The sequence below is a fragment of the Tepidicella baoligensis genome (assembly GCF_013432195.1).
Lineage (GTDB): Bacteria > Pseudomonadota > Gammaproteobacteria > Burkholderiales > Burkholderiaceae_C > Tepidicella > Tepidicella baoligensis.
This window is the reverse complement of sequence record NZ_JACCDB010000003.1, coordinates 1-21,906: the sequence shown is the minus strand read 5'-3', so window position 1 is coordinate 21,906 and position 21,906 is coordinate 1. Positions and strand designations below refer to the sequence as shown.

Annotated in this window: 22 protein-coding genes and 1 pseudogene; 14 read left to right on the top strand and 9 right to left on the bottom strand. The window is 64.9% G+C overall.

The annotated features are described in order from the left end of the window. The first annotated feature begins 193 nt into the window (after nucleotides 1–193). From rpmH to HZS63_RS04715, 6 genes are all read left to right on the top strand, one after another. Nucleotides 194–328 (top strand): 50S ribosomal protein L34, encoded by a 135-nt coding sequence (gene rpmH / locus HZS63_RS04735; protein ID WP_180682911.1) that lies wholly within the window; start codon nucleotides 194–196, stop codon nucleotides 326–328. 17 nt (nucleotides 329–345) lie between these two features. Next, entirely contained in the window at nucleotides 346–774 is a 429-nt protein-coding gene (gene rnpA, locus HZS63_RS13980) for a ribonuclease P protein component (RefSeq protein WP_343039950.1), read from the top strand. Next, nucleotides 767–1,048 (top strand): membrane protein insertion efficiency factor YidD, encoded by a 282-nt coding sequence (gene yidD / locus HZS63_RS13975; RefSeq protein ID WP_343039949.1) that lies wholly within the window; start codon nucleotides 767–769, stop codon nucleotides 1,046–1,048. The genes rnpA and yidD overlap by 8 nt, the downstream gene beginning before the upstream one ends. After that, nucleotides 1,045–2,739 carry a membrane protein insertase YidC gene (gene yidC, locus HZS63_RS04725; protein ID WP_180682910.1) on the top strand — a complete coding sequence of 565 codons (1,695 nt, stop codon included), beginning with the start codon at nucleotides 1,045–1,047 and terminating at the stop codon, nucleotides 2,737–2,739. Before yidD ends, yidC begins: the two co-directional genes overlap by 4 nt. Before the next feature lie 61 nt (nucleotides 2,740–2,800). Next, nucleotides 2,801–4,264, top strand: coding sequence for a tRNA uridine-5-carboxymethylaminomethyl(34) synthesis GTPase MnmE (mnmE, locus tag HZS63_RS04720; RefSeq protein WP_180682909.1), 1,464 nt, complete (start codon nucleotides 2,801–2,803; stop codon nucleotides 4,262–4,264). Nucleotides 4,265–4,311: 47 nt separating this feature from the next. After that, nucleotides 4,312–5,496: a pyridoxal phosphate-dependent aminotransferase gene (locus HZS63_RS04715; protein ID WP_180683149.1), complete on the top strand. Its 1,185-nt coding sequence runs from the start codon at nucleotides 4,312–4,314 to the stop codon at nucleotides 5,494–5,496. Between the two features lie 175 nt (nucleotides 5,497–5,671). Here HZS63_RS04715 and recX read toward each other — a convergent pair whose 3' ends face one another. Together recX and recA are read right to left on the bottom strand one after the other, a co-directional pair. Then, nucleotides 5,672–6,178, bottom strand: a complete 507-nt coding sequence (gene recX / locus HZS63_RS04710; RefSeq protein ID WP_180682908.1) for a recombination regulator RecX — start codon at nucleotides 6,176–6,178, stop codon at nucleotides 5,672–5,674. Next, nucleotides 6,175–7,230, bottom strand: coding sequence for a recombinase RecA (recA, locus tag HZS63_RS04705; RefSeq protein ID WP_180682907.1), 1,056 nt, complete (start codon nucleotides 7,228–7,230; stop codon nucleotides 6,175–6,177). Before recA ends, recX begins: the two co-directional genes overlap by 4 nt. 142 nt (nucleotides 7,231–7,372) lie before the next feature. On the opposite strand from recA, the gene HZS63_RS04700 reads away from it, so the two are divergent. The 3 genes from HZS63_RS04700 to HZS63_RS04690 all read left to right on the top strand — a co-directional run bounded on the left by HZS63_RS04700 (nucleotide 7,373) and on the right by HZS63_RS04690 (nucleotide 10,117). Continuing rightward, nucleotides 7,373–7,870 carry a MarR family winged helix-turn-helix transcriptional regulator gene (locus HZS63_RS04700; protein ID WP_180682906.1) on the top strand — a complete coding sequence of 166 codons (498 nt, stop codon included), beginning with the start codon at nucleotides 7,373–7,375 and terminating at the stop codon, nucleotides 7,868–7,870. A gap of 65 nt (nucleotides 7,871–7,935) precedes the next feature. Further along, nucleotides 7,936–8,610, top strand: coding sequence for a response regulator (locus HZS63_RS04695; RefSeq protein ID WP_180682905.1), 675 nt, complete (start codon nucleotides 7,936–7,938; stop codon nucleotides 8,608–8,610). 106 nt (nucleotides 8,611–8,716) lie between these two features. Further along, entirely contained in the window at nucleotides 8,717–10,117 is a 1,401-nt protein-coding gene (locus HZS63_RS04690; RefSeq protein ID WP_246316179.1) for a sensor histidine kinase, read from the top strand. Here HZS63_RS04690 and HZS63_RS04685 read toward each other — a convergent pair. Further along, the gene (locus tag HZS63_RS04685) at nucleotides 10,099–10,752 is read right to left on the bottom strand and encodes a glutathione S-transferase family protein (protein WP_180682903.1); all 654 of its coding nucleotides are present in this window, start codon (nucleotides 10,750–10,752) and stop codon (nucleotides 10,099–10,101) included. The two genes, HZS63_RS04690 and HZS63_RS04685, sit on opposite strands and share 19 nt — an antisense overlap. Before the next feature lie 46 nt (nucleotides 10,753–10,798). Continuing rightward, nucleotides 10,799–13,495, bottom strand: coding sequence for a DNA topoisomerase III (locus tag HZS63_RS04680; protein WP_246316178.1), 2,697 nt, complete (start codon nucleotides 13,493–13,495; stop codon nucleotides 10,799–10,801). Between the two features lie 104 nt (nucleotides 13,496–13,599). On the opposite strand from HZS63_RS04680, the gene HZS63_RS04675 reads away from it, so the two are divergent. From HZS63_RS04675 to HZS63_RS04665, 3 genes are read left to right on the top strand one after another with little or no spacing between them, the layout of a single operon-like run. Next, on the top strand, nucleotides 13,600–14,133 hold the full coding sequence (locus tag HZS63_RS04675) for an SET domain-containing protein-lysine N-methyltransferase (protein ID WP_180682902.1): 534 nt from the start codon (nucleotides 13,600–13,602) through the stop codon (nucleotides 14,131–14,133). Next, a complete protein-coding gene (locus HZS63_RS04670) occupies nucleotides 14,130–14,933 on the top strand; it encodes a biotin--[acetyl-CoA-carboxylase] ligase (RefSeq protein ID WP_180682901.1) in 804 nt (267 codons plus the stop codon). The genes HZS63_RS04675 and HZS63_RS04670 overlap by 4 nt, the downstream gene beginning before the upstream one ends. Next, the gene (locus HZS63_RS04665) at nucleotides 14,927–15,646 is read left to right on the top strand and encodes an SPOR domain-containing protein (RefSeq protein ID WP_180682900.1); all 720 of its coding nucleotides are present in this window, start codon (nucleotides 14,927–14,929) and stop codon (nucleotides 15,644–15,646) included. Before HZS63_RS04670 ends, HZS63_RS04665 begins: the two co-directional genes overlap by 7 nt. Before the next feature lie 34 nt (nucleotides 15,647–15,680). Here HZS63_RS04665 and gap read toward each other — a convergent pair whose 3' ends face one another. The 3 genes from gap to HZS63_RS04650 all read right to left on the bottom strand — a co-directional run bounded on the left by gap (nucleotide 15,681) and on the right by HZS63_RS04650 (nucleotide 19,348). After that, on the bottom strand, nucleotides 15,681–16,697 hold the full coding sequence (gap, locus tag HZS63_RS04660) for a type I glyceraldehyde-3-phosphate dehydrogenase (protein ID WP_180682899.1): 1,017 nt from the start codon (nucleotides 16,695–16,697) through the stop codon (nucleotides 15,681–15,683). A 31-nt stretch (nucleotides 16,698–16,728) separates the two neighbouring features. Beyond that, nucleotides 16,729–18,786: a transketolase gene (gene tkt, locus HZS63_RS04655; RefSeq protein ID WP_246316161.1), complete on the bottom strand. Its 2,058-nt coding sequence runs from the start codon at nucleotides 18,784–18,786 to the stop codon at nucleotides 16,729–16,731. A 133-nt stretch (nucleotides 18,787–18,919) separates the two neighbouring features. Beyond that, nucleotides 18,920–19,348: a GFA family protein gene (locus HZS63_RS04650; protein WP_180682898.1), complete on the bottom strand. Its 429-nt coding sequence runs from the start codon at nucleotides 19,346–19,348 to the stop codon at nucleotides 18,920–18,922. A 214-nt stretch (nucleotides 19,349–19,562) separates the two neighbouring features. Here HZS63_RS04650 and HZS63_RS04645 point away from each other — a divergent pair, with 214 nt between their 5' ends. Together HZS63_RS04645 and HZS63_RS04640 are read left to right on the top strand one after the other, a co-directional pair. Further along, complete coding sequence (locus HZS63_RS04645) at nucleotides 19,563–20,789, top strand: IS256 family transposase (protein ID WP_180682897.1); 1,227 nt, start codon at nucleotides 19,563–19,565, stop codon at nucleotides 20,787–20,789. Between the two features lie 199 nt (nucleotides 20,790–20,988). Further along, a pseudogene (locus HZS63_RS04640) lies at nucleotides 20,989–21,258 on the top strand (IS1634 family transposase); the annotation flags it as partial. 74 nt (nucleotides 21,259–21,332) lie between these two features. Here the strand turns inward: HZS63_RS04640 and HZS63_RS04635 are convergent. Beyond that, nucleotides 21,333–21,464, bottom strand: a complete 132-nt coding sequence (locus HZS63_RS04635) for a transposase (protein WP_180682895.1) — start codon at nucleotides 21,462–21,464, stop codon at nucleotides 21,333–21,335. Between the two features lie 72 nt (nucleotides 21,465–21,536). Continuing rightward, nucleotides 21,537–21,906: dienelactone hydrolase family protein (locus HZS63_RS04630; RefSeq protein WP_219339091.1), on the bottom strand; the 370-nt coding region annotated here is incomplete at its 5' end.

Sequence of the window (21,906 nt, the reverse complement as noted above, 5' to 3'; positions counted from 1 at the left end):
ACGGCGTGACGGGCTGTGGATAGCGGACCAAAATCGAGGCGCCATTGTAGCCGCTGCACCCAGTTATCCACATCCGGGTTTGCCGGGGTGGCGGGATGTGTCAACGCCAGGTTCAACGGACTTGGCTTGGCGAAAAAGCGAATCTTTGCAATAATCTAGGGTTTCCTCGGAAATTTCCGGAATTCACACCATCATGAAACGCACCTACCAACCCTCCAAGATCCGCCGCGCCCGCACCCACGGTTTTTTGGTTCGCATGAAGACCCGTGGCGGTCGCGCCGTGCTCAACGCCCGCCGTGCCAAGGGCCGCAAGCGCCTGAGCGTCTGAAGCGTCGCCGAGTCCAGGTGTCGGCCAGCGCGAACCCCGGTGGATCGGCGCCCTCGGCCCCTGCGCTGCAGCGCCTGCGTCATCGTGCCCAGTTCGACGCAGTGTTGTCGTCTGCGCCGGCAGCCAAGACCATGCATTTCGCGCTTCACCTGACCGACTCGCGCGCCCGCGGGGCGTCGGATGGGCTCTTCCCTGGTGGAGGACGCTGGGTTGGGGCCATGGTGCCCAAACGCTGGGCCCGCCGGGCCGTGACGCGCAACCTGTTGCGGCGGCAGATCTATGCCGTCGCACGTGAGTGGATGCATGCACTGCCCGAGGTGGCCGTGGTGGTGCGTTTGCGCAGCGGCTTTTCCCGCGAACAATTCCCGAGTGCCGGCTCCGAGGCCCTGCGCCACGCCGCCCGCGCCGAGTTGCAGCGCCTGTTCGAAAGGGCCCGCCGTGCGTGACTGGCCCAGGCACATCCTGATCGGTATCGTCAAGGGCTACCGGCTGCTGCTCAGCCCGTGGCTGGGGTCGGGTTGCCGCTTCGAGCCCACCTGCTCCGCCTATGCGCTGCAATCCCTGGAACGCCATGGCGCCCTGGGCGGCAGCTACCTCACCTTGCGGCGCCTCGTGCGCTGCCACCCCTGGTGCGAGGGCGGATGCGACCCCGTCCCTGACGGCCTGCCGCGCCCTTTTTCTTCCCTCGTCTCCGCTCCTTCCGAAAAGAAACCGTCATGAGCGACATACGCCGATCCATCCTGTGGGTGATTTTTGGTTTCTCGCTGGTCCTGCTGTGGGACCAGTGGCAGATTTACAACGACCGTCCCGCCACCTTCTTCCCGTCGAGCTCGCCAAGCCACCGCGCCGCCGGCCAGGAGCCCACGCCGGCCGGCGACAGCGCTTTGCCCACGGCCTCGATGATCGGCACCGCCCCAGGCAGCCTCACACCACCTGAGGCCTCGGCCAACATCGCGCGCGAAACCCATGTGGTCAGAACGGATGTGCTGGAACTCACATTCGACTCGGAAGGCGGCTCGCTGGTGGGCGCCACCTTGCTGGAGCATTTTGCCGCCACCGGCAAGGCGCTGCGCCGTGACCAGTCCCCGCTGACGCTGCTGACCCAGGACGGCAATCGCACCTACGTGGCGCAGACCGGCCTGATCGGTGGCGACTTCCCCACCCACAAAACACCGATGCGCCTCGTCTCTGGCGATCGTGCGCTGGCTCCGGGCCAGGACGAACTGGTCTTGCGCTTCGAGTCGGCGCCCGTCAATGGTGTGGTGTTGGCCAAGACCTACACGCTGCGCCGGGGCGCGTACGACATCGGCGTGCGCCATGAAGTCATCAACCAAGGCGAAACGCCGGTGAGCCCGCAGCTCTATCTGCAACTGGTTCGTGACGGCCAAAAGGCCAGCAGCGACACCCCGTTCTACTCCACCTTCACCGGCCCCGCCATCTTCAGCCAGGAAGGCAAGTTCCAGAAGGTCCAGTTCGAGGACATCGACCGCAACAAGGCCACCTTCCAGCGCACCGCCAGCGACGGCTACGTGGCCATGGTCCAGCACTATTTCGCCACCGCCTGGCTGCTGGGGCAGGGCATCGAGCGCGAAAACTTCGTGCGCCGCATCGGCAACCTCTACGCTGCCGGCATGATCACCCCGATGGGTGCGGTGGAACCGGGTACAACCCAAGCCCTGGACACCGTGCTGTTCGTCGGCCCGCAGCTGGAGAAGGTGTTGGAAACCTTGGCTCCCGGCCTGGAACTGGTCAAGGATTACGGCTGGCTCACCATCTTGGCCAAACCGCTGTACTGGCTGCTGGAGAAAATCCACGGCCTGGTGGGCAACTGGGGTTGGGCCATCGTGCTGCTGGTGGTGCTGATCAAGGCCGCTTTTTACTGGCTCAACGCCAGCGCCTACCGCAGCATGGCCAAGATGAAGGCGATCAACCCACGCATCATGGAAATGCGCGAGCGCCTGAAGAACAACCCGCAGCAGATGCAGCAGGAGATGATGAAGATCTACCGCGAGGAGAAGGTCAACCCGCTGGGCGGCTGCCTGCCAATCCTGATCCAGATCCCGGTGTTCATCGCCCTGTACTGGGTGCTGATGTCCAGCGTGGAAATGCGCAATTCGCCATGGATCGGCTGGATCGTGGACCTGTCCTCGCCGGACCCGTACTACATCCTGCCGTTGATCATGGCCGTGACGACCATTTTCCAGACCGCGCTCAACCCGCTGCCGCCCGATCCGCTGCAGGCCAAGCTGATGTGGCTGATGCCGGTGATCTTCAGCGTGATGTTCTTCTTCTTCCCGGCCGGCCTGGTGCTGTACTGGATCACGAACAACATCCTGACCATTGCCCAGCAGGCCTACATCAACCACTCCATGGGTGTGCCGTTGAAATTCAACATGCCGAAGTTCAAATAAGCTCAAAGGGCCGCCTCAGCGGCCCTTTTTCCTTGGCCTCACCGATCGCCGACCGCTGAACATGCTGCCCCGCCATCAGGACCCCATCGTGGCCATCGCCACCGCACCCGGTCGCGGGGCGGTGGGGATCGTTCGGGTATCGGGCCGCGGGCTGGATGCACTGCTGCAGGCGCTGTGCGGCAAACCCCTCAAGCCGCGCGAAGCCACCTACCTGGCGTTTCGCGATGCCGACGGCACACCCATCGACCACGGCCTGGCGCTTCATTTCCCGGCCCCGCACTCCTACACCGGGGAGGACGTGCTGGAACTGCAAGCCCACGGTGGCCCGGTGGTGCTGCAACTGCTGCTGGCGCGCTGCTTGCAGGCGGCTGCCGAACCCGATCCGGCCACGGGTCGTCCGCGCCTGGCCGGGCTGAGATTGGCCAGGCCGGGTGAGTTCACCGAACGCGCCTTTCTCAACGACAAGATCGATCTGGCTCAGGCCGAAGCGATCGCCGACCTGATCGATGCCAGCACCGAAGCCGCGGCCCGTAGCGCCTCGCGCTCGCTCGCCGGCGACTTTTCGCGCGAGATCGGCACGCTGCGCGACGCGCTGATCCACCTGCGCATGCTGGTGGAGGCGACACTGGACTTCCCGGAAGAAGAGATCGACTTCCTGCAGAAAGCCGACGCTCAGGGCCAGCTCGACCGCCTGCAAGCGCTGCTTGCCGAGGTGCTGCGCAAGACCCGCCAGGGCGCGCTGCTGCGCGAGGGCATCAAGGTCGTGATCGCGGGCCAGCCCAACGCCGGCAAAAGCTCGCTGCTCAACGCGCTGACCGGTGCCGAGCTGGCCATCGTCACGCCCATCGCCGGCACCACCCGTGACGTGGTGCAGCAGGCCATCCAGATCGAGGGTGTGCCGGTGCACGTGATCGACACCGCCGGCCTGCGCGAAGGCGAGGGTATCGACGAGGTGGAGCGCATCGGCATCGAGCGCGCCTGGGCCCAGATCGAGGCGGCGGACGCGGTGCTGTTCCTGCACGACCTCACCCGAACAGGACAAGCCGCTTACGACCGGGCAGATGCCGAGATCGCGGCACTGCTGGACGCTCGACTGCCCGCCAGCGTGACGGTGATCGATGTGTGGAACAAAGCCGATGTGTCGGCGGGGGGCAACCTGCCCACGACGCCGGACGTGCCTTCAACCGTGACTGCGCCGGGCCACGCCGCGCACGAAAACCTGCGCCTTTCGGCCAAGACCGGTGTCGGGATGGACGCCCTGCGCCAGCGCCTGCTGCAACTGGCCGGCTGGCAGGGCGGCGCCGAGGGGCTCTACATTGCCCGGGAACGCCATGTGCAGGCTTTGCGCCGGGTGGAGGACCACTTGCACGGGGCCGCACGGCATCTGGCTGCCCAGGCCCAATCGCTGGACCTGCTGGCCGAAGAGCTGCGCCTGGCGCAAAACGCGCTCAACGAGATCACGGGCGCGTTCAGCGCCGACGACCTGCTGGGGGAAATCTTCTCGTCGTTCTGTATCGGCAAGTGATGGATGAGGCCAGCACCGAAAAAGCCGCTACAGTCGCTGCCATGACCCTGAGAATCTCCGACCGCGCGCAAAGCGTCGCGCCCTTTTACGTGATGCAGGTGGCCAAGCGGGCCCAGGCCCTGGCGGCCGACCTCGGTGCCGGCCAGCCTCGCATGCTCTACCTCAACATCGGTGAACCGGACTTCACGGCCCCGCCTCCTGTGCAGGCGGCCGCGCAGCGTGCCATCGAGGCCGGTCTCACCCAGTACACCCCGGCGCTGGGCCTGCCGGCGCTGCGCAAGCGCATCAGCGCGTGGTATGCGCAGCGCCACGGCCTGGACGTGCCGGCGCGCCGCATCGTGGTCACGGCCGGGGCATCGGCAGGCTTGCAACTGGCCTGTCTGGCCCTGTTCAACCCGGGCGACGAGGTGCTCATGCCCGACCCGAGTTACCCGTGCAACCGGCACATCCTGGCGTCCATCGGCGCGCGGGCCCGGCTGCTGTCGAGCGCCGCCGCCAACCGCTTCCAGCTCGATCCGGCCGGCATCGCCCAGGCCTGGAGCGCGCAAACCGTCGGGGTGCTGATCGCATCGCCCTCGAACCCGACCGGCACCTCGGTGGACCCCCAGGTGTTGCGGGACATCCACGCCGAGGTCCGCGCACGCGGGGGCATTCTGCTGATGGACGAGATCTACCTGGGGTTGAGCTTCGACGAACGTTACGGACAGACCGCGCTCGCCTTGGGCGAGGACGTCGTCAGCATCAACAGCTTTTCCAAGTACTTCAGCATGACCGGCTGGCGCCTGGGCTGGCTGGTGCTGCCCGACGCGCTGGTGGACGTGGTGGAGCGGCTGGCGCAAAACCTCTACATCTGCGCCAGCACGGTGGCGCAGCATGCGGCCCTGGCCTGCTTCGAGCCCGAAAGCCTCGCCATCTATGAAGAGCGCCGCGCGGCCTACCAGGCCCGGCGCGATGCCTTCATCCCCGGACTGCGCGCCCTGGGCTTTGATGTGCCGGTCATGCCCGATGGGGCGTTCTATGCCTGGGCGGACGCCAGCGCCCTGTTCGATCGCCTGGGGGTGCATGACAGCGCAGCGCTGGTCGAGCGCATGATGCGCGAGACCCACGTGGTGGCCACCCCGAGCGTGGACTTCAGCGAACACGATCGCGGCACCCACGTGCGCTTCTCCACCGCCAGTTCGATAGAAGACCTGACCGAGGCGCTGCAGCGCCTGCAACGCTGGCTGGCCTGAAGCGCAACGCCGATCAGAAAGCATGCGTCCTTGCCTGCCCGTTTGGCGTCTGCGCTGCGTCAGGGCCAGGATGTTGGTTTGGCGGAAGGCCGCCCCCTTCGTTCGCCTGGGACCTCACCGACTGGATGGTGCCATGGCCTCCTCCATCGAGATTGCGGTTTGCGTCGGCCCCCGTTTACTCTGGTTCGTGTGCTTCACTGAGCGGATCTTCGTTGCCCTCGTCCACCGGGACCTCCGCCCGTGGCACCACCCGGGCCACGAGGTCCGGGGCAAACCCTTTGGCCAAGAGGTGGCGAATCTGGCGGGCGCGCTCCGCAGCGGAACGCGGAGGTTGTCCGAATTTGCGCGTCCAGGCCTGCCGGGCCCGATCGGCCTCGCTGCCCTCCAGGCTCGCCAGCGTGGCGCGGATGAGCGTCTCATCCACCCCTTTCGCCCGCAAATCGGCGCGCACGCGCCGCAGACCGTAGCGGGCGGCGCGCTGGCGACCAAGGGCCTCAGCGAAGCGTTCGTCCGACAGCCAGCCCTCCGCTTCGAGCGCGTCGAGCAACGCCTCCAGCTCCTGTGGCCCGGCCGCATGGGAGCGCAACTTGCGCTCCAGCTCCTGGCGGCTGTGCTCGCGCTGGGCCAGCAGGCGCAAGGCCCTGCCTTTGAGGGAAAGGGGTTGCAGCACCCGCTGCGTCATGCCTCCACCGAGGCCGCCGGCTCGACGTCGGCCGCCAAGGCCGGCACACCCAGCGCCTCACGGATACGGTTTTCGATCTCGCGAGCCAGGCCCGGGTTTTCGCGCAGGAATTCGCGCGCATTCTCGCGCCCCTGGCCGATCTTCTCGCCGTTGTAGGCATACCAGGCGCCCGACTTCTCGATCACCTTGTGGTTCACACCCAGGTCGATGATTTCGCCCTCGCGGCTGATGCCCTCGCCGTAGAGGATGTCGAACTCGGCCGTCTTGAAGGGCGGCGCCACCTTGTTCTTCACCACCTTGACCTTGGTTTCGCTGCCCACCACTTCCTCGCCCTTCTTGATCGAGCCGGTGCGGCGAATGTCGATGCGCACCGAGGCGTAGAACTTGAGCGCATTGCCGCCGGTGGTGGTCTCGGGCGAGCCGAACATCACACCGATCTTCATGCGGATCTGGTTAATGAAGATGACCATGCAGTTGGTCTTCTTGATGGTGGCGGTCAGCTTGCGCAGCGCCTGGCTCATCAGGCGGGCCTGCAGGCCGGGCAGGCTGTCGCCCATGTCGCCCTCGATTTCCGCCTTGGGCGTGAGCGCGGCCACCGAGTCCACCACGATCAGGTCCACCGCACCGGAGCGCACCAGGCTGTCCACGATCTCCAGCGCCTGCTCGCCGGTGTCGGGCTGGGAGATCAGCATGTCTTGCAGATTCACGCCGAGTTTCTGGGCGTACTGCACGTCCAGGGCGTGCTCGGCATCCACGAAGGCACAGGTGCCGCCTTGCTTTTGCATTTCGGCGATGACCTGCAGCGTCAGCGTCGTCTTGCCCGATGATTCCGGGCCGTAGATTTCGATCACACGGCCGCGCGGCAGGCCGCCCACGCCCAGGGCCACGTCCAGGCCCAGCGAGCCGGTGGAGACGACTTGAATGTCTTCGATCGCCTCGCCTTCACCCAGACGCATGATGGTGCCCTTGCCGAACTGTTTCTCGATCTGGGCCAGCGCGGCTTGCAGGGCCTTGGCTTTGTCGCTGTCCTGGGGCTTGACGGCTGCATTCATGAACAATCTCCTTGAAAAACATGGGGTTGAAGCACCTGCCTCCCTCGCTTCAACAACGGTGTGTCGGTGCTTGAGCGGCAGTTTAACGGCGAATATCTTTTAAATATTCATATTTTTGGTCAGTCTGTATTACTATTTGCGCATGACATGGAAAACCCCTTCCAACCCCCGGGTGCGTGACGACGGCTGGCGGCTGACCCATCTGGGCCGGCTCATGGGGCATGCCCTGCGCCGCTTCGACGAGCGCGTGCTCGAACGCATGACGCACGACCCGCAGGCCCCATTGGCCCTGTCCCACCTCGCCGCGCGCGGTCAGGTGGGGGCGGCGATCGTGCACATCACCCGCCACCTGCCGTTGCAAGGCGCGCGACTGACGGCGCTGGCCCACAGCGCCGGCATGAGCAAGCAGGCCATGGGTGATCTGGTGGATCAGTGCGAGGCCTGGGGCCTGGTGCGGCGCGAACCGGACCCGCTCGATGCGCGCGCCAAACGCATCGTGTTCACGCCGGCGGGGCTGGACTGGCTGGAGGCATTTCGCCTGGCCGTGGCCCAAACCGAAGCGGAGTTCCGCGACGCCGTGGGCGAACAGGTCGCCACCGTCGTGGCACTGGGCCTGGAAGCCTACGCACAGGGGAACTGAAAGCCTAAAATGGACACCTGAACCCCCCACCCGCGGGTTCCCAGCCTCACCGCAGGAGACCGACGATGCGCATACTCATAGCCGAAGACGACCAGGTGCTCGCTGACGGGTTGCTGCGCACGCTGCGTGCCGCCGGCGCCGCCGTGGACCACGTGGCCAGCGGCACCGAAGCCGATGCCGCGCTGATGACGAACAACGAGTTCGACCTGCTCATCCTCGACCTCGGGTTGCCGCGCATGCACGGCCTGGAAGTCCTGAAGCGGCTGCGTGGACGGGGCTCGACCCTGCCCGTGCTCATCCTCACCGCCGCCGACAGCGTGGACGAACGGGTCCGGGGGCTGGACCTGGGCGCCGACGACTACATGGCCAAGCCATTTGCCCTGCAGGAACTGGAGGCACGGGTACGCGCCCTGGTGCGGCGCGGCAACGGCGCGGCCAGCAGCCAGATCAAGCACGGCCCGCTGGTCTATGACCAGGCCGGCCGAGTCGCCACGATCGACGGCAAGATGATCGAGCTTTCGGCGCGCGAACTGGGCCTTCTGGAGGTGCTGCTGCAACGCGCCGGCCGTCTGGTGAGCAAGGACCAGCTCGTGGAGCGCCTGTGCGAGTGGGGCGAAGAAGTGAGCAACAATGCCATCGAGGTGTACATCCACCGCCTGCGCAAGAAGATCGAGAAAGGCCCGATCCGCATTGCCACCGTGCGCGGGCTGGGGTATTGCCTTGAAAAAATCCCTGGCTGACGCTTCACCGCTCGATGCGCTGCCCGAACCGGCGGCCGACCCGCCGCTGTCGCTGGGCCTGTTTCAACGCGAGCAACGCAGCCTCTTTGGCGAGATTCTGGACTGGATGCTCACGCCACTGCTGCTGCTGTGGCCGTTGTCGCTGGCCCTGACCTGGTTCGTGGCCCAGGGCATTGCCAGCAAGCCTTACGACAGGGCTCTCGAATTCAATTTGCAGGCGCTGACCCAGTTCGTCGTCGTGCGCGACGGCCAGGTGCAGTTCAACCTCACCAACCAGGCGCGCGACCTGCTGCGGGCCGATGACACCGACCTCGTCTTCTACCAGGTGCGCGATGCGGCGGGCCGCCTCATCAGCGGGGACCCGGACTTTCCCGCACCGAATCCAGAACTGCACCCCCAACCCGGTGAAGTCCACCTGCGCGACGACATGGTGCGCGACGAAAACGTGCGGGTGGCCTACACCTGGATCGTGCGTGGACCGGACCGCGAACAGCGTGTGCTCATCCAGGTGGCCGAGACGCGGGGCAAGCGCTCCAAGCTCGCCACCGAAATCATCAAGGGCGTGATGGTGCCGCAGTTCATCATTCTGCCGCTGGCCGTGCTGCTGGTCTGGCTGGCGCTGGTGCGGGGCATCCGGCCGCTGAACGACCTGGAACAGCGCATCCGGGCGCGCAAGCCCGACGATCTCAGCCCCATCGACAACGAGCACGTGCCGCAAGAGGTGGCCCCGCTGGTGTCGTCGATCAACGACCTGTTGCAGCGCCTCAAAACGTCGGTCACCAACCAGAAACGGTTTCTCGCCGATGCCGCGCACCAGCTCAAGACCCCGCTGGCGGGCTTGCGCATGCAGGCCGAGATGGCGCAGAACGCCTCGGGTGACGACATCCATCGCTCGCTCCAGCAGATCGCGAAGTCGAGCATGCGCGCCACGCACACCGTCAACCAGCTCCTGGCCCTGGCCCGGGCCGAAACCTCGGGGCGCAGCCTGCCCAGCATGCCGGTGGACCTCGCCGAAGCCATCACCGACGTGATCGAGGACTCGGTGCCTCGCGCCCTGGACAAGCAGATCGACCTCGGCTACGAAGGGCCGGAGCACACCCCGCCCGGCTGCACGCTCATGGGCAACCCGACCCTGGTGCGCGAACTGGTGCGCAACCTGGTGGACAACGCCATCAACTACACCCCGGCCGGCGGCGTGGTGACGGTCCGCCTGCTGGTGGACCGGTTCAGCGGTGTGCAGGTATTGCAAGTGGAAGACGATGGGCCAGGGATTCCCGAGCCCGAGCGGGCGCTGGTGCTCGAACCCTTTTACCGGGCCCTGGGCACCAATGTGGACGGCTCCGGGTTGGGGCTGGCCATCGTGCAGGAAATTGCCCGCCAGCATGGGGCAACCCTGCAATTCGAGGACACCCATCCGGGGCGAGCCCAGCGCCGGGGCCTGCGCGTCATCGTGCGTTTTGCGCAGTCGGTGAACGCCGCTGCTGCGGCTCAGGCCGCCGGCTTGTAGACGTTGAGCTGCAGCTTTTCGCGCTCGACCACGCGGGCCACGGCGGGCAGGGCCGCGAAAGCCTGTGCCAGCGCCCAGGTGTGCGGCAGGGAGGTGGGGTCGATACCGGCGAAGCCGCCCCAACGCAGCAGGGTCAGCGCATAGGCGTCGAGCACGCCCGGATTCGCGCCGGTCAGCCAGGGGGTGGCCTTCTTGGCCACCATGGCCTCGATTTCGCCCAGCAGTTCGCGGTAGAGGCGAACACAGTGGGCTTTGACCGCTGCCTGCGCCGCGGCGTCGTCAGTGAACTTCTGCGGCATGAAGACGTGGGTGAACATCGGGTGCACGGTGTTGTTCATCCACACGAAGGTCTCGATCACGCGGGTGCGCTCCAGCCCGGCCTGCGGCAACAGGCCGGCTTCGGGCAGGCGCTGGTCCAGGTGCAGCACGATGGCCACGATCTGGGTGATGACGTCGGCACCATCGACCAGCACCGGCACCTGGCCACGCGGATTCATGGCGAGGTACTCGGGCGTGCGGTGCTCCCCCTTGTGCAGCTTGACCATCACGGGCTCGAACGGCACGCCGGCCAGCTCCAGCAGGCTGTGAGGAACGAAGGAACAGGCGCCAGGGGCGTAGTACAGCTTGAGGCTCATGCAAAGATCTCCGCGTAGTGATGCATCCAGACGTGATGATAGGGCCTCAGGCCGCTTTGCGTGTCGCCTTCTTGGCGGGGGTTTTCCGGGCAGCGGTTTTCACCGCGGTCTTGGCCGGGGCCTTGGCTGCCGCCGTCTTGCGCGGCGGGTATTTGCTCTCGCGCGGCTCGAACTCGAACGTCACCTTGCCCGCGCCCGGGTCCCAAACCAGGTAAGCTTTGAAAGCACGGCGCGTCTTGTTGGAGACGAATTGGTCCAGCAGGTCGGTCTTGCCGGTGCTCAGCAGTTTGCGCATCTGCTCGGGCGTGATTGCCTGCTGCAAAATGGTGATGCCGGTCTTGAAATCGCAGCTCGGTGTGGGTTGCGCCAGCGTGGGAACGGCCTTGCTGCACACATAGTTGTTGCCGTGCGCATGCACCGGACTGCCGCATTTGGGGCAGGGGCCCAGCGCCTCGGCGGCACTGAAGTCGGCCAGCTCGCCGCTTTCCTCCTCGGCCTTGTCGTCGCCGAAATCGAATTCGAGTTTCCAGTTCCGGTCGGCTTCGCTGAACTTGAGCACCAGCTCCGCCACGAAGGGCCAGCCGGCTTTGGAGCGGAAGCCGTCCAACGGTCCGATGCGGCGGTCTCGCAGCAAGGCTTCGGCCTCGTCGATTTCGAAGGTGCGCCCGCCGGGTGATTTGCCGAAGGAAAACCCGCATCCTTCGCTCTGCCCGTCGGCGCCGGTACAGGCGAAACGCCGGTAGTTTTCTTTCACCACGCCGCCGCAATGGGGGCAGGGCGTGCGCAGGGTGGCGTAGTTGCCGGGCACGGTGTCGCGGTCGTATTCCTTCGCTTTCTTGACGATGTGCTCCGTCATCTCGGCGATCTCGCGCATGAAGGCTTCGCGGCTGAGCTGGCCGCGCTCCATGAGCGAGAGCTTGTGCTCCCACTCGCCCGTGAGTTCCGGCCTGGAGAGCTCTTCCACCCCCAGGCCGCGCAGCAGCGTCATCAGTTGGAAGGCTTTGGCCGTGGGCACGAGCTCCCGGCCCTCGCGCAACAGGTATTTCTCGGTCAGCAAGCCCTCGATGATGGCCGCCCGCGTGGCGGGGGTGCCCAGCCCCTTGTCGGCCATGGCGTTGCGCAGCTCCTCGTCGTCCACCATCTTGCCGGCGCCTTCCATGGCGGCCAGCAAGGTGGCTTCGGTGTAGCGCGCGGGCGGCCGGGTTTTGAGGGCTTTCACCAGTGCGTCCTCGGTGCGCACCGTCTCGCCGGGTTGCACGGCCACCAAATTCTGGCCTTTGTCGCCGTCCTTGGCGTCTTGCACATCGGCCGCAGCCTCCTTGCCATACACCGCCATCCAGCCGGGTTTGAGCAGCACCTTGCCTTCGGTCTTGAAATGGTGGGTAGCGCCCGGCACCTCGACCTGGGTGATGCGGGTGGTCACCAGGAATTCGGCCGGCGGGTAGAACACCGCGATGAAGCGCCGCACCACCAGATCGTAGAGCTTCTGCTCGGCCTCGCTCAGACCGCTGGGGGCCTGCAACGTGGGAATGATGGCGAAGTGATCGCTCACCTTGCTGTTGTCGAACACGCGCTTGCTGGGCTTGACGTAGCCCTGGCTCAACGCCAGCCTCGCATGCGGCGCCAGGTGGTTCAACGGGCTGGCCGCCAGCATCTCGAACGTCTGCTCGACGGTGCTCAGATAGTCTTCGGGCAGGGCGCGGCTGTCGGTACGCGGATAGGTCAGGGCCTTGTGCTTTTCGTACAGGCTCTGGGCCAGTTGCAGCGTCATCTTGGCCGGGAAGCCGAAACGGCTGTTGGCCTCGCGCTGCAGGCTGGTGAGGTCGTACAGCAGGCCGCTGGCCTGGGTGGTTGGCTTGGACTCTTCGGTCACGCTGGCAGGCCGACCGCGCACGGCCTGGGCAATGGCCTGCGCCTCGGCTTCGGTCCACAGCCGGTCGGCCTTGAGTTCGGCGTCGGCACCGTCTTCGATCTGCTGGGCCGTGGGCTTTTTGAACGCCGGATCGAACCACTTGCCCGGGTACTGGCCGGCCTGGGCCCCGAAGGTGGCGTGGATTTCCCAGTAGTTGCGGCTCTTGAACGCACGGATCTTTTCCTCACGCTCCACCACCACGGCCAGCGTGGGCGTCTGCACCCGGCCCACGGTGGTCAGGAAAAAACCGCCATCACGGCTGTTGAAGGCGGTCATGGCGCGGGTGCCGTTGATGCCCACCAGCCAGTCGGCCTCGGAGCGGCTGCGCGCGGCGTCGGCCAAGGGGCGCATCTGCTCGTCGCTGCGCAGCTGCTCGAAGCCCTCGCGTATGGCCTGCGGTGTCATGGATTGCAGCCACAGCCGCTGCACCGGCTTGTTCAGGCCCTTGGCGCCCCCGGCGTATTGCTCGATCAGGCGAAAGATCAGCTCACCCTCACGACCGGCGTCGCAAGCGTTGACCAAGGTGCCCACGTCCTTGCGCTTGGCCAGCTTGACCACCGCATTGAGGCGCGATTTGGTCTTGTCGATGGGCTTGAGTTCGAAGTGCGGCGGGATCACCGGAAGGTGGGCAAAGCTCCACTTGCCGCGCTTGACGTCGTAGGCTTCTGGGGCAGCGATTTCCACCAGGTGCCCCACAGCCGAGGTGACGACGTAGCGGTCGTTCTCAAAATAGTCCTCGTGTTTCTCGAACTTGCCCGCCACGGGCGTCAGCGCCCGCACGATGTCCTGGGCCACGGACGGCTTTTCGGCGATCACCAGCGTCTTTGTCATATCTTTCGCATTCATCTCTACAATCCACTCCCATGCGCGCGCACGCGCACCGGTGCGCACACGTGCGCGCGCAGGCATGAAATAACGTTACCAAATTTCCGCACGTGCCCGCTCAAACCGCTCTCCATGCCCCCCGGCCCGCAGGCCGTCGGCTCCAGATCCGCCGCTCCGGCGTGCACGGCAAGGGCGTGTTCGCACTGCGCCCGCTGAAGGCTGGGGAGCGGCTGATCGAATACACGGGCGAGGTCATTTCCTGGGCGGAGGCGTTGCGCCGCCACCCGCACGACCCCGCCCACCCCACACACACGTTTTACTTCCACATCGACGACGGGCGCGTGATCGATGCCAAGTTTGGCGGCAACGCCTCGCGCTGGATCAACCACAGCTGCACCCCCAACTGCGAGGCCGAGCAGACGCCCGATGGCCGGGTGTTCATCAAGGCGCTGCGCGACATCGCTGCCGGCGAGGAGCTGTTCTACGACTACGGCCTGGTGATCGACGAGCCCTACACCGCCCAACTGAAGGCCGACTATGCCTGCTGGTGCGGCACACCCCGCTGCCGAGGCACGCTGCTGGCTCCCAAGGCTCGCCAACCGCGCCGGGCGCCCTCTTCACGCCGCCCGCGCGCCCCATCATGACGCCACAACGCGCCCTGGCCGATCTGCACGCTGCTGCGGAAACCCTCTGGCAAGCCGTCGCCCCACTGTGGCCGGGTTTCGCGATCGAGGTCCTGCCCACGATCGACTCGACCAACACGGAGCTGATGCGCCGCGCCCGTCAGGGACTGGCCGATCCGTTGCTGTTGGTGGCCGCCGAGCAAACCGCAGGGAGAGGCCGGCGAGGCCGCAACTGGGTGAGCCGGCCGGGAGGGTCGCTGACGTTCTCACTCGGGTTGCCGCTGCGGCCCGCCGATTGGTCTGGCCTGTCGCTGGCAGTCGGCGTGAGCCTGGCGGAGGCACTGCATCCCGATGTGCGCCTGAAATGGCCCAACGATCTGTGGTGGCAGGACCGCAAGCTGGGCGGCATCCTGGTGGAGACGGCCAACGTGGGCTCTGGGCGCTACGCCATCATCGGCATCGGCCTCAACGTCACCACGCCCAAACTGCCCGAAACGCCCCCCGATCTCCACGGGGCTGCACCCATGCCCGCTGTGGGCCTGCACACACTGGCTCCCCAGGTTGCGCTGACGGCCGGCGGCTGGCTGGCCCGGGTGTTGCCCGCGCTGGTACGCGACCTCTTGGTGTTCGAACGGGAGGGCTTTGCCGCCTTCCAGGCCCGGTTCAGCCAGCGAGACGCCCTGCGCGGTCGGGCGGTGCGCCTGTCCGACGGGCAGGAGGGTATGGCCGACGGTGTTCGGGCGGACGGTGCCCTGTGGCTGCAAGGGCCCTGCGGGCGCGTGGCCGTGGTGCAGCAGGAAGTGAGTGTACGCCCGTGCTGAGGGCGCTGGTGCTGATCCTGCTGCTGGCCAACCTGGCCTTCTGGGGCTACACGCAAGGTCATCTGGCGGGGCTGGGCTGGGCCCCACACGATCCGCGCGAGCCCCAGCGGCTGGCCCAGCAAGTGGCCCCCGAGGCGCTCGTGGTCCTGAATGCCGCGGGAGGCGAAACCGCTTCTTTCCCAACAGCCACCCAGGGCCCCGAACCCGAGCCGCCTGATGCCGAACCCACCCCGCCCGCCTTGGACGCTTCACCGCCTCTGCCGGCCACCTGCTGGCAGGCCACGGGGCTGCCGCCCGCGCAGGAAGTGCTGGTGCGGGCTGCACTGGAACACATGGACGGCATGAACGGGCGTTGGAACCTCACCGAAAGTCTGCTGCCAGCGCGCTGGATCGTCTATCTCGGTCCATTCCCCAACGACGCCGCCCTGCAACAACGCCGCAGCGAATTGCGCCGGGCCAACATCGACCACCGCGAATTGTCGTTGCCCAGCCTGTCCCCGGGGCTGGCGCTGGGCACTTACTCCACGCGGGAAGCGGCGCAGCGGGCGCTCGCCGACCTCAGCCGGCAAGGCGTGGCGGGTGCCCGGGTGGTGCAGGAACGGCCGGACACGGTGGTCTACACCCTGCGTCTCGAAGGCGTGACCGATGCACAACGGCGCCGGATCGAAGCCATGGGCATACTGCGGGACCGCCCTCTGCAACGCTGCCCCTGAGACGGACCCGCCCCGAGCCGGTGGCTTCAGGCCGTCATTTCGCCACGACGCGAACCATCTCCAGGCACTTGGCGGCGTAACCCCACTCGTTGTCGTACCAGGCCACGACCTTGACGAAGGTCGGGTCCAGCGCAATGCCGGCGCCGGCATCGAACACGCTGGTGCAGTTCTCGCCGCGGAAGTCGGTGGAGACGACCTTGTCGGTCGTGTAGCCCAGCACCCCTTGCATGCCGCCTTCGCTCACGGGCTTTTCGCTCATGGCTTTCATCTGCGCACAGATGTCCTCATAGCTGGCTTCGCTGGCGAGCTCCACCGTGAGGTCCACCACCGACACGTCAGACGTGGGCACGCGCAGGCTCATGCCCGTGAGTTTTTTGTTCAGCTCGGGAATCACCTTGCCCACCGCCTTGGCCGCCCCGGTGCTGCTGGGAATGATGTTTTCCAGAATGCCACGGCCGCCGCGCCAGTCCTTCTTGGAGCTGCCGTCCACCGTCTTTTGGCTGGCGGTGGCGGCGTGCACGGTGGTCATGAGGCCGCGCTTGATGCCCCATTTGTCGTGAAGCACCTTGGCCACCGGGGCCAGCGCATTGGTGGTGCAAGAGGCGTTGCTGATGATGGCTTGCCCGGCGTAGGCGGTGTGGTTGACGCCATAGACGAACATGGGCACGTCGTCCTTGGAGGGGGCGGAGATCACCACTTTCTTGGCGCCCGCGTCCAGGTGCACCTGGCAGGCCTCGGCGGTCAGGAAGGCGCCGGTGCATTCGAGCACGATGTCCACGCCCATCGCGCCCCATTGGAGCTGCGGGTTGTCGCGCTCGTGCGAAAGCGGAATGCGCTTGCCGTTCACGATGAGGGCTTCGTTGCCTTCATGGCTCACCTCGCCCTGGAAGCGGCCGTGCACGCTGTCGTACTTCAGCATATAGGCCAGGTAGTCGGCGGGTTTGGGGTCGTTGATGCCGGCGATCTCCATCTCCGGAAAATCGCGCAGGGCGGCGCGCAGCGCCAAACGGCCGATACGGCCAAAACCGTTGATACCGAGTCGGATGCTCATGAGAATGCCTCTGGGTGTCGGAGAAAGGGGATCAGCGTTCGAGCACGGCCTGCACCGTGGCGGCCACGTTCTCGGGCGTGAAGCCGAAATGCTGGAACAGCACCGCAGCGGGGGCCGATTCGCCATAGGTGTCGATGCCCACCACGGCGGCGCAGCCGTATTTCCACCAGCCGTCGGTGGCGCCCATTTCCACCGCCACACGCGGCACGCCTTGGGGCAGAACCTCCAACTGGTATTCGGTGCTCTGGCGGTCAAAGGTGGTGCTGCTGGGCATGGACACCACCCGCACCGGCACCTTCTGTTCGGCCAGCAACTGCTGGGCCTTGAGCGCCAGTTGCACTTCGGAGCCGGTGGCGATGATGACGGCCTTGGCTTTCTTGTCGGCTTTGAAGCCCACATCCTGCGGCTCGCTGAGCACATAAGCGCCCTTGTTGATGTCGCTCAGATCCTTCTTGGGTGCATAGCTCAGGTTCTGGCGGCTGAGCAGCAGCGCGGTGGGCTTGCTGTCGTTCTTCAAGGCCACCGCCCAGGCGATGGCGGTTTCCGCCGTGTCGGCCGGGCGCCACACGTCCAGGTTGGGGATCAGGCGCAGGCTGGCGGCGTGCTCGATGGCTTGGTGTGTGGGGCCGTCCTCACCCAGGCCAATGGAATCGTGGGTGAACACATGCACCACACGCTGCTTCATCAGCGCCGCCATGCGAATGGCGTTGCGCGAGTAGTCACTGAAGGTCAGGAAGGTGCCCCCGTAGGGAATGAAGCCGCCGTGCAGCGCCACGCCGTTCATGATGGCGGCCATGCCGAACTCGCGCACGCCATAGTTGATGTGGCGGCCACCCTGGCCCTGCTCGTTTTTCACCACCGCGCCGGCAGCGTCAAAGCGCAGGCTGGGGGTGGACTTGGTGTTGGTGAGGTTGGAGCCGGTCAGGTCGGCGCTGCCACCCAGCAGCTCGGGCAGCGCGGCGGTATAGGCTTCCAGCGCGAGTTGGCTGGCCTTGCGGCTGGCCACGGTTTCGGCCTTGATGTGGGCGGCCACGGCGGTGTCCACCACCAACTGGTCGAAGCCCTTGGGCAGTTCGCCCTTCATGCGGCGCGTGAACTCACGGGCCAGGTCCGGGAAGGCCTTTTTGTAAGCGGCGAAGCGGTCGTTCCAGGCCTTTTCGGCAGCCTTGCCGGCGGCCTTGGCGTCCCAGGCGGCGTACACGTCTTTGGGGATCACGAAGGGGGCGTGCGGCCAGCCCAAGGCTTCGCGGGTGAGCTGGATTTCCTCGACACCCAGCGGCTCGCCGTGGGCCTTGGCGGTGTTGGCGCGGTTCGGGCTGCCCTTGCCAATGCTCGTCTTGCAGACGATGAGCGTGGGCTTGTCGGTGCTCTGTCTGGCCTGGGCAATGGCCGCGTCCACCGCATCCACATCGTGGCCGTCCACCGGGCCGACCACATTCCAGCCATAGGCCTTGAAGCGGGCGGGCGTATCGTCAATGAACCAGGGCGCCACCTGGCCGTCGATGGAAATGCCGTTGTCGTCGTACAGGACGATCAGCTTGTTGAGCTTCCAGGCACCGGCCAGGGCGCAGGCCTCGTGGCTGATGCCTTCCATGAGGCAGCCGTCGCCCAGGAACACATAGGTGTGGTGATCGACGATGGCGTGGCCGTCGCGATTGAACTCGGCAGCCAGCAGCTTTTCGGCCAGCGCCATGCCCACCGCGTTGGCAATACCCTGGCCGAGCGGGCCGGTGGTGGTTTCCACCCCGGGCGTCACGCCCACCTCGGGGTGCCCCGGCGTCTTGCTGTGCAGCTGGCGGAAGTTCTTCAGCTCACCAATGGGCAGCTTGTAGCCGCTCAGGTGCAGCAAGGCATAGATGAGCATGGAGCCGTGGCCGTTGGAGAGCACGAAACGGTCGCGGTTGAACCAGGCCGGGTTGGCGGGGTTGTGCCGAAGGTGCCGCGTCCACAGGGCCACGGCCATATCAGCCATGCCCATGGGGGCGCCCGGGTGACCGGAATTGGCCTGCTGCACGGCGTCCATGGCCAAGGCGCGGATGGCGTTGGCCATGGTTTGCACGGAAACGGAAGAGGGGGTGGCGGCGGTCATCAGAACCTCGAAGTGGCGGCGCGAACCCGTTCGGCCGCAGTGGGGAGGGAAACTCTTTATTTTAACCGGGGGCCACAGACAGGCTGCCGCGCCCGGGGCCTGGGACCCCTGGCTGTTGTGCGCAAGCGGTGACTCATGGATTTTGCTGGGCGTTCTGCGGGGCGCCTTCTGGGTACTCCGGTATGCCTGCCACGATTGGCCACCAGCTGGCTTTTGAGTTGGTGAATGCTTGGAAGCCAAGGTGCGAGCCAACAGGCTCACGCAAAAGGCCAGCCCTGATACGCAAGATGCCTGGCCGTGTATCCCGCTTGCTGTACAACGGGGAGCCGCAGACTTTGCAGAACGCCCGAATTTTGCCGGGTGACGATTCGTACTGCTGCAGCAACTCTTGGCCCTTTAAAAACTCAAAGTTTGATGCTTCAACGGGAATGTTTGTGGCGACGGGTCCGCCCTGGGCTTGCCTGCATTGAGAGCAGTGGCAAACCTGAATCGGCGCCAATGGGCCGTGTATGTTGAAGCTGATACCTCCACAGAGGCACGATCCCTGGTGTTTGATGCTCATGTGGTTTTCGTGTGGCCTAACGTGGAGGTCCCCGGCGCTGCGTGGCTTTATCGTGCAATGTCCGGTAGAGCGCAGGGTTATGCCTCATGGGTTGAATAAATATCCGTGATGCTGTGGTGCTGGTAGCGTTTCAACCTGCCGTTTGGAGGGTGTGCTGAATTTTGTGTATACGGACAATCCACCGCCGGCGCAAGCCGGCCTGTCCGTAAGCACCATGAGCACCAAGAAACACGACGTACCCGAAGAACTGTTGTCCGGCCTGCTGGCCAACTACAAGAAACCTGAAGACCTCATAGGCGCCAACGGCCTGCTCAAGCAACTGACCAAGTTGCTGGTCGAGCGAGCCCTGGATGCTGAACTGACCGAACACCTTGGCCACGAACGTAACGAGCCGGTGTCCAATGCCAGTGGCAACACCCGCAACGGCAAAAGCAAGAAGACCCTCAAGGGCGATTTCGGTGAACTGCCCATTGAGGTGCCCCGCGACCGTCATGGCAGCTTCGAACCGCAACTGATTCCCAAGCACCAGACCCGCTGGGCCGGCTTCGACGACAAAATCATCTCGCTGTACGCCCGTGGCCTGACGGTGCGCGAGATACAGGCCCACCTCGAAGAGATGTATGGCACCGAGGTCTCGCCCAGCCTGATTTCCTCGGTGACCGACGCTGTAGCCGACGAGGTCAAGGCCTGGCAGTCCCGGCCGCTGGAACCCATCTACCCCATTGTCTACCTGGACTGCATCCATGTGAAGGTGCGCGAGGGCGCGGTGCGCGTCAAGGCGGTGTACCTGGCCATCGGCATCACCATGACGGGTGAGAAGGAGGTGCTGGGCCTGTGGCTGGCCCAGACCGAGGGGGCCAAGTTCTGGCTGCAGGTCGTCACCGAACTGCGCAACCGTGGCGTGCAGGACATCTTCATCGCCTGCGTTGACGGGCTCAAAGGTTTCCCCGACGCGATTGAGGCGGTATTCCCCAAGGCGGTGGTACAGCTGTGCATCGTGCACATGGTGCGCCACAGCCTGAACTACGTCTCGTGGAAGCGCCGCAAAGAGGTGGCAGCCGACCTGCGCCGCATCTACACGGCCGCCACCGCCGAGGAGGCAGAGCTGATGCTCGGGGAATTCGAGGCCCGCTGGGATGCGGAATACCTGCCCATCGGCCAGTCCTGGCGCAGGAATTGGAGTCGGCTGATACCGTTCTTTGACTACCCACCCGAAATCCGCAAGGTCATCTACACCACCAATGCCATCGAGTCGGTGAACATGAGCTTGAGGAAGCTGACCAAGAACCGGGGTTCGTTCCCCAGCGATGAAGCGCTGACCAAGCTGTTCTATCTGGCCTTGCGCAACATCAGCCAGAAGTGGACCATGCCTATCCGGGACTGGAAGGCCGCACTGACACGATTTACCATTCAGTTCGGAGACCGCATCTCCGTCAACTGAAGTCCGACCCGTTTACACAAAAATTCGGACAGCCCCGCCGTTTGTGGATTTGACCTTCGTTACCGCCGCGAATAGTGAAGTAGCTCCCACTTTGCTATAGAAAGCTTCTTTGTATCAGCGAGGGACTTTACCTCACCCATAACCTTCCTGTACTCTGCCTGAGACTTTATCTCGGTCCAGTTTACCTTGCCCTTATGACCTGCCTGAGCGTATTCGTGCTCACGCCAGCATCTGTTTCATGGCCCTGATCCTCTACCGCGTGATGCGCCAGCGCCTGAAGGCCGCCGGTCACAGTCTCTCGCCCGAGAGCGCACTGGCGCAGCTGCGCCGGATACAGCGCCAAAGTGTCAGCATCAACCAGGGGGTGCTGATCAGCGGCATCTCCAACATCGACCGCGAGCAAGCCGAGCTGCTGGCGGCCATGAACATCAGAAAGCCCGCACCGGATGCCCAGTTGAGCCTGTTGTAGTGGAAATTTCGGAATGGTTTCCAATGAAATCAAGCACTTACAGCGCTTCGTGTCGAACTCGGGATGCCCGAGAACTAGTTCTTCCACTTGAAGTAAGTCGGCTCGCTGATGCCGTGCTTCCTGCACGTCTCGCCGACCTTGGCGCCCAGCTCGACCTCCTTGTGGATGCCGACTATCTGCGCTTCGCTGAATCTGGATTTCTTCATGTAGAGACTCCGTTGAGGTGGATTCTCTACTTCCAAGTGGCTCAGGTTTTCAAGGGGACTTCAAAAGGGACGTCAAAGCCTCATGTTCTCAATCAAAAACTTCCATGCTTGCTCAATTCCATCCTGAGTCGCACGCGGATCGTAGCTCATAAAAATTGAACGACCTAGAGCAAAAATAGTTCTTGGCGGATTGGGTGCATCCCAAGCATGAGTCGCGTTGTTGTAAATTTTTATATTTACAGTCGAGCCTTCAAATGCAGTGATACAAGCATCTATTGGTGTGTATGTATCTGCAGTCCCCCCTAAAATCAGCGTTGGGGTATGTAAAGTACTGCCACCCATTGTCAATGCATTACAAAATGGATAAAGGGCGATAGATCCCGAGTTCGACACGAAGCGCTGCAAGTACTTGATTTCATTAGAAACCATTCCGAAATTTCCA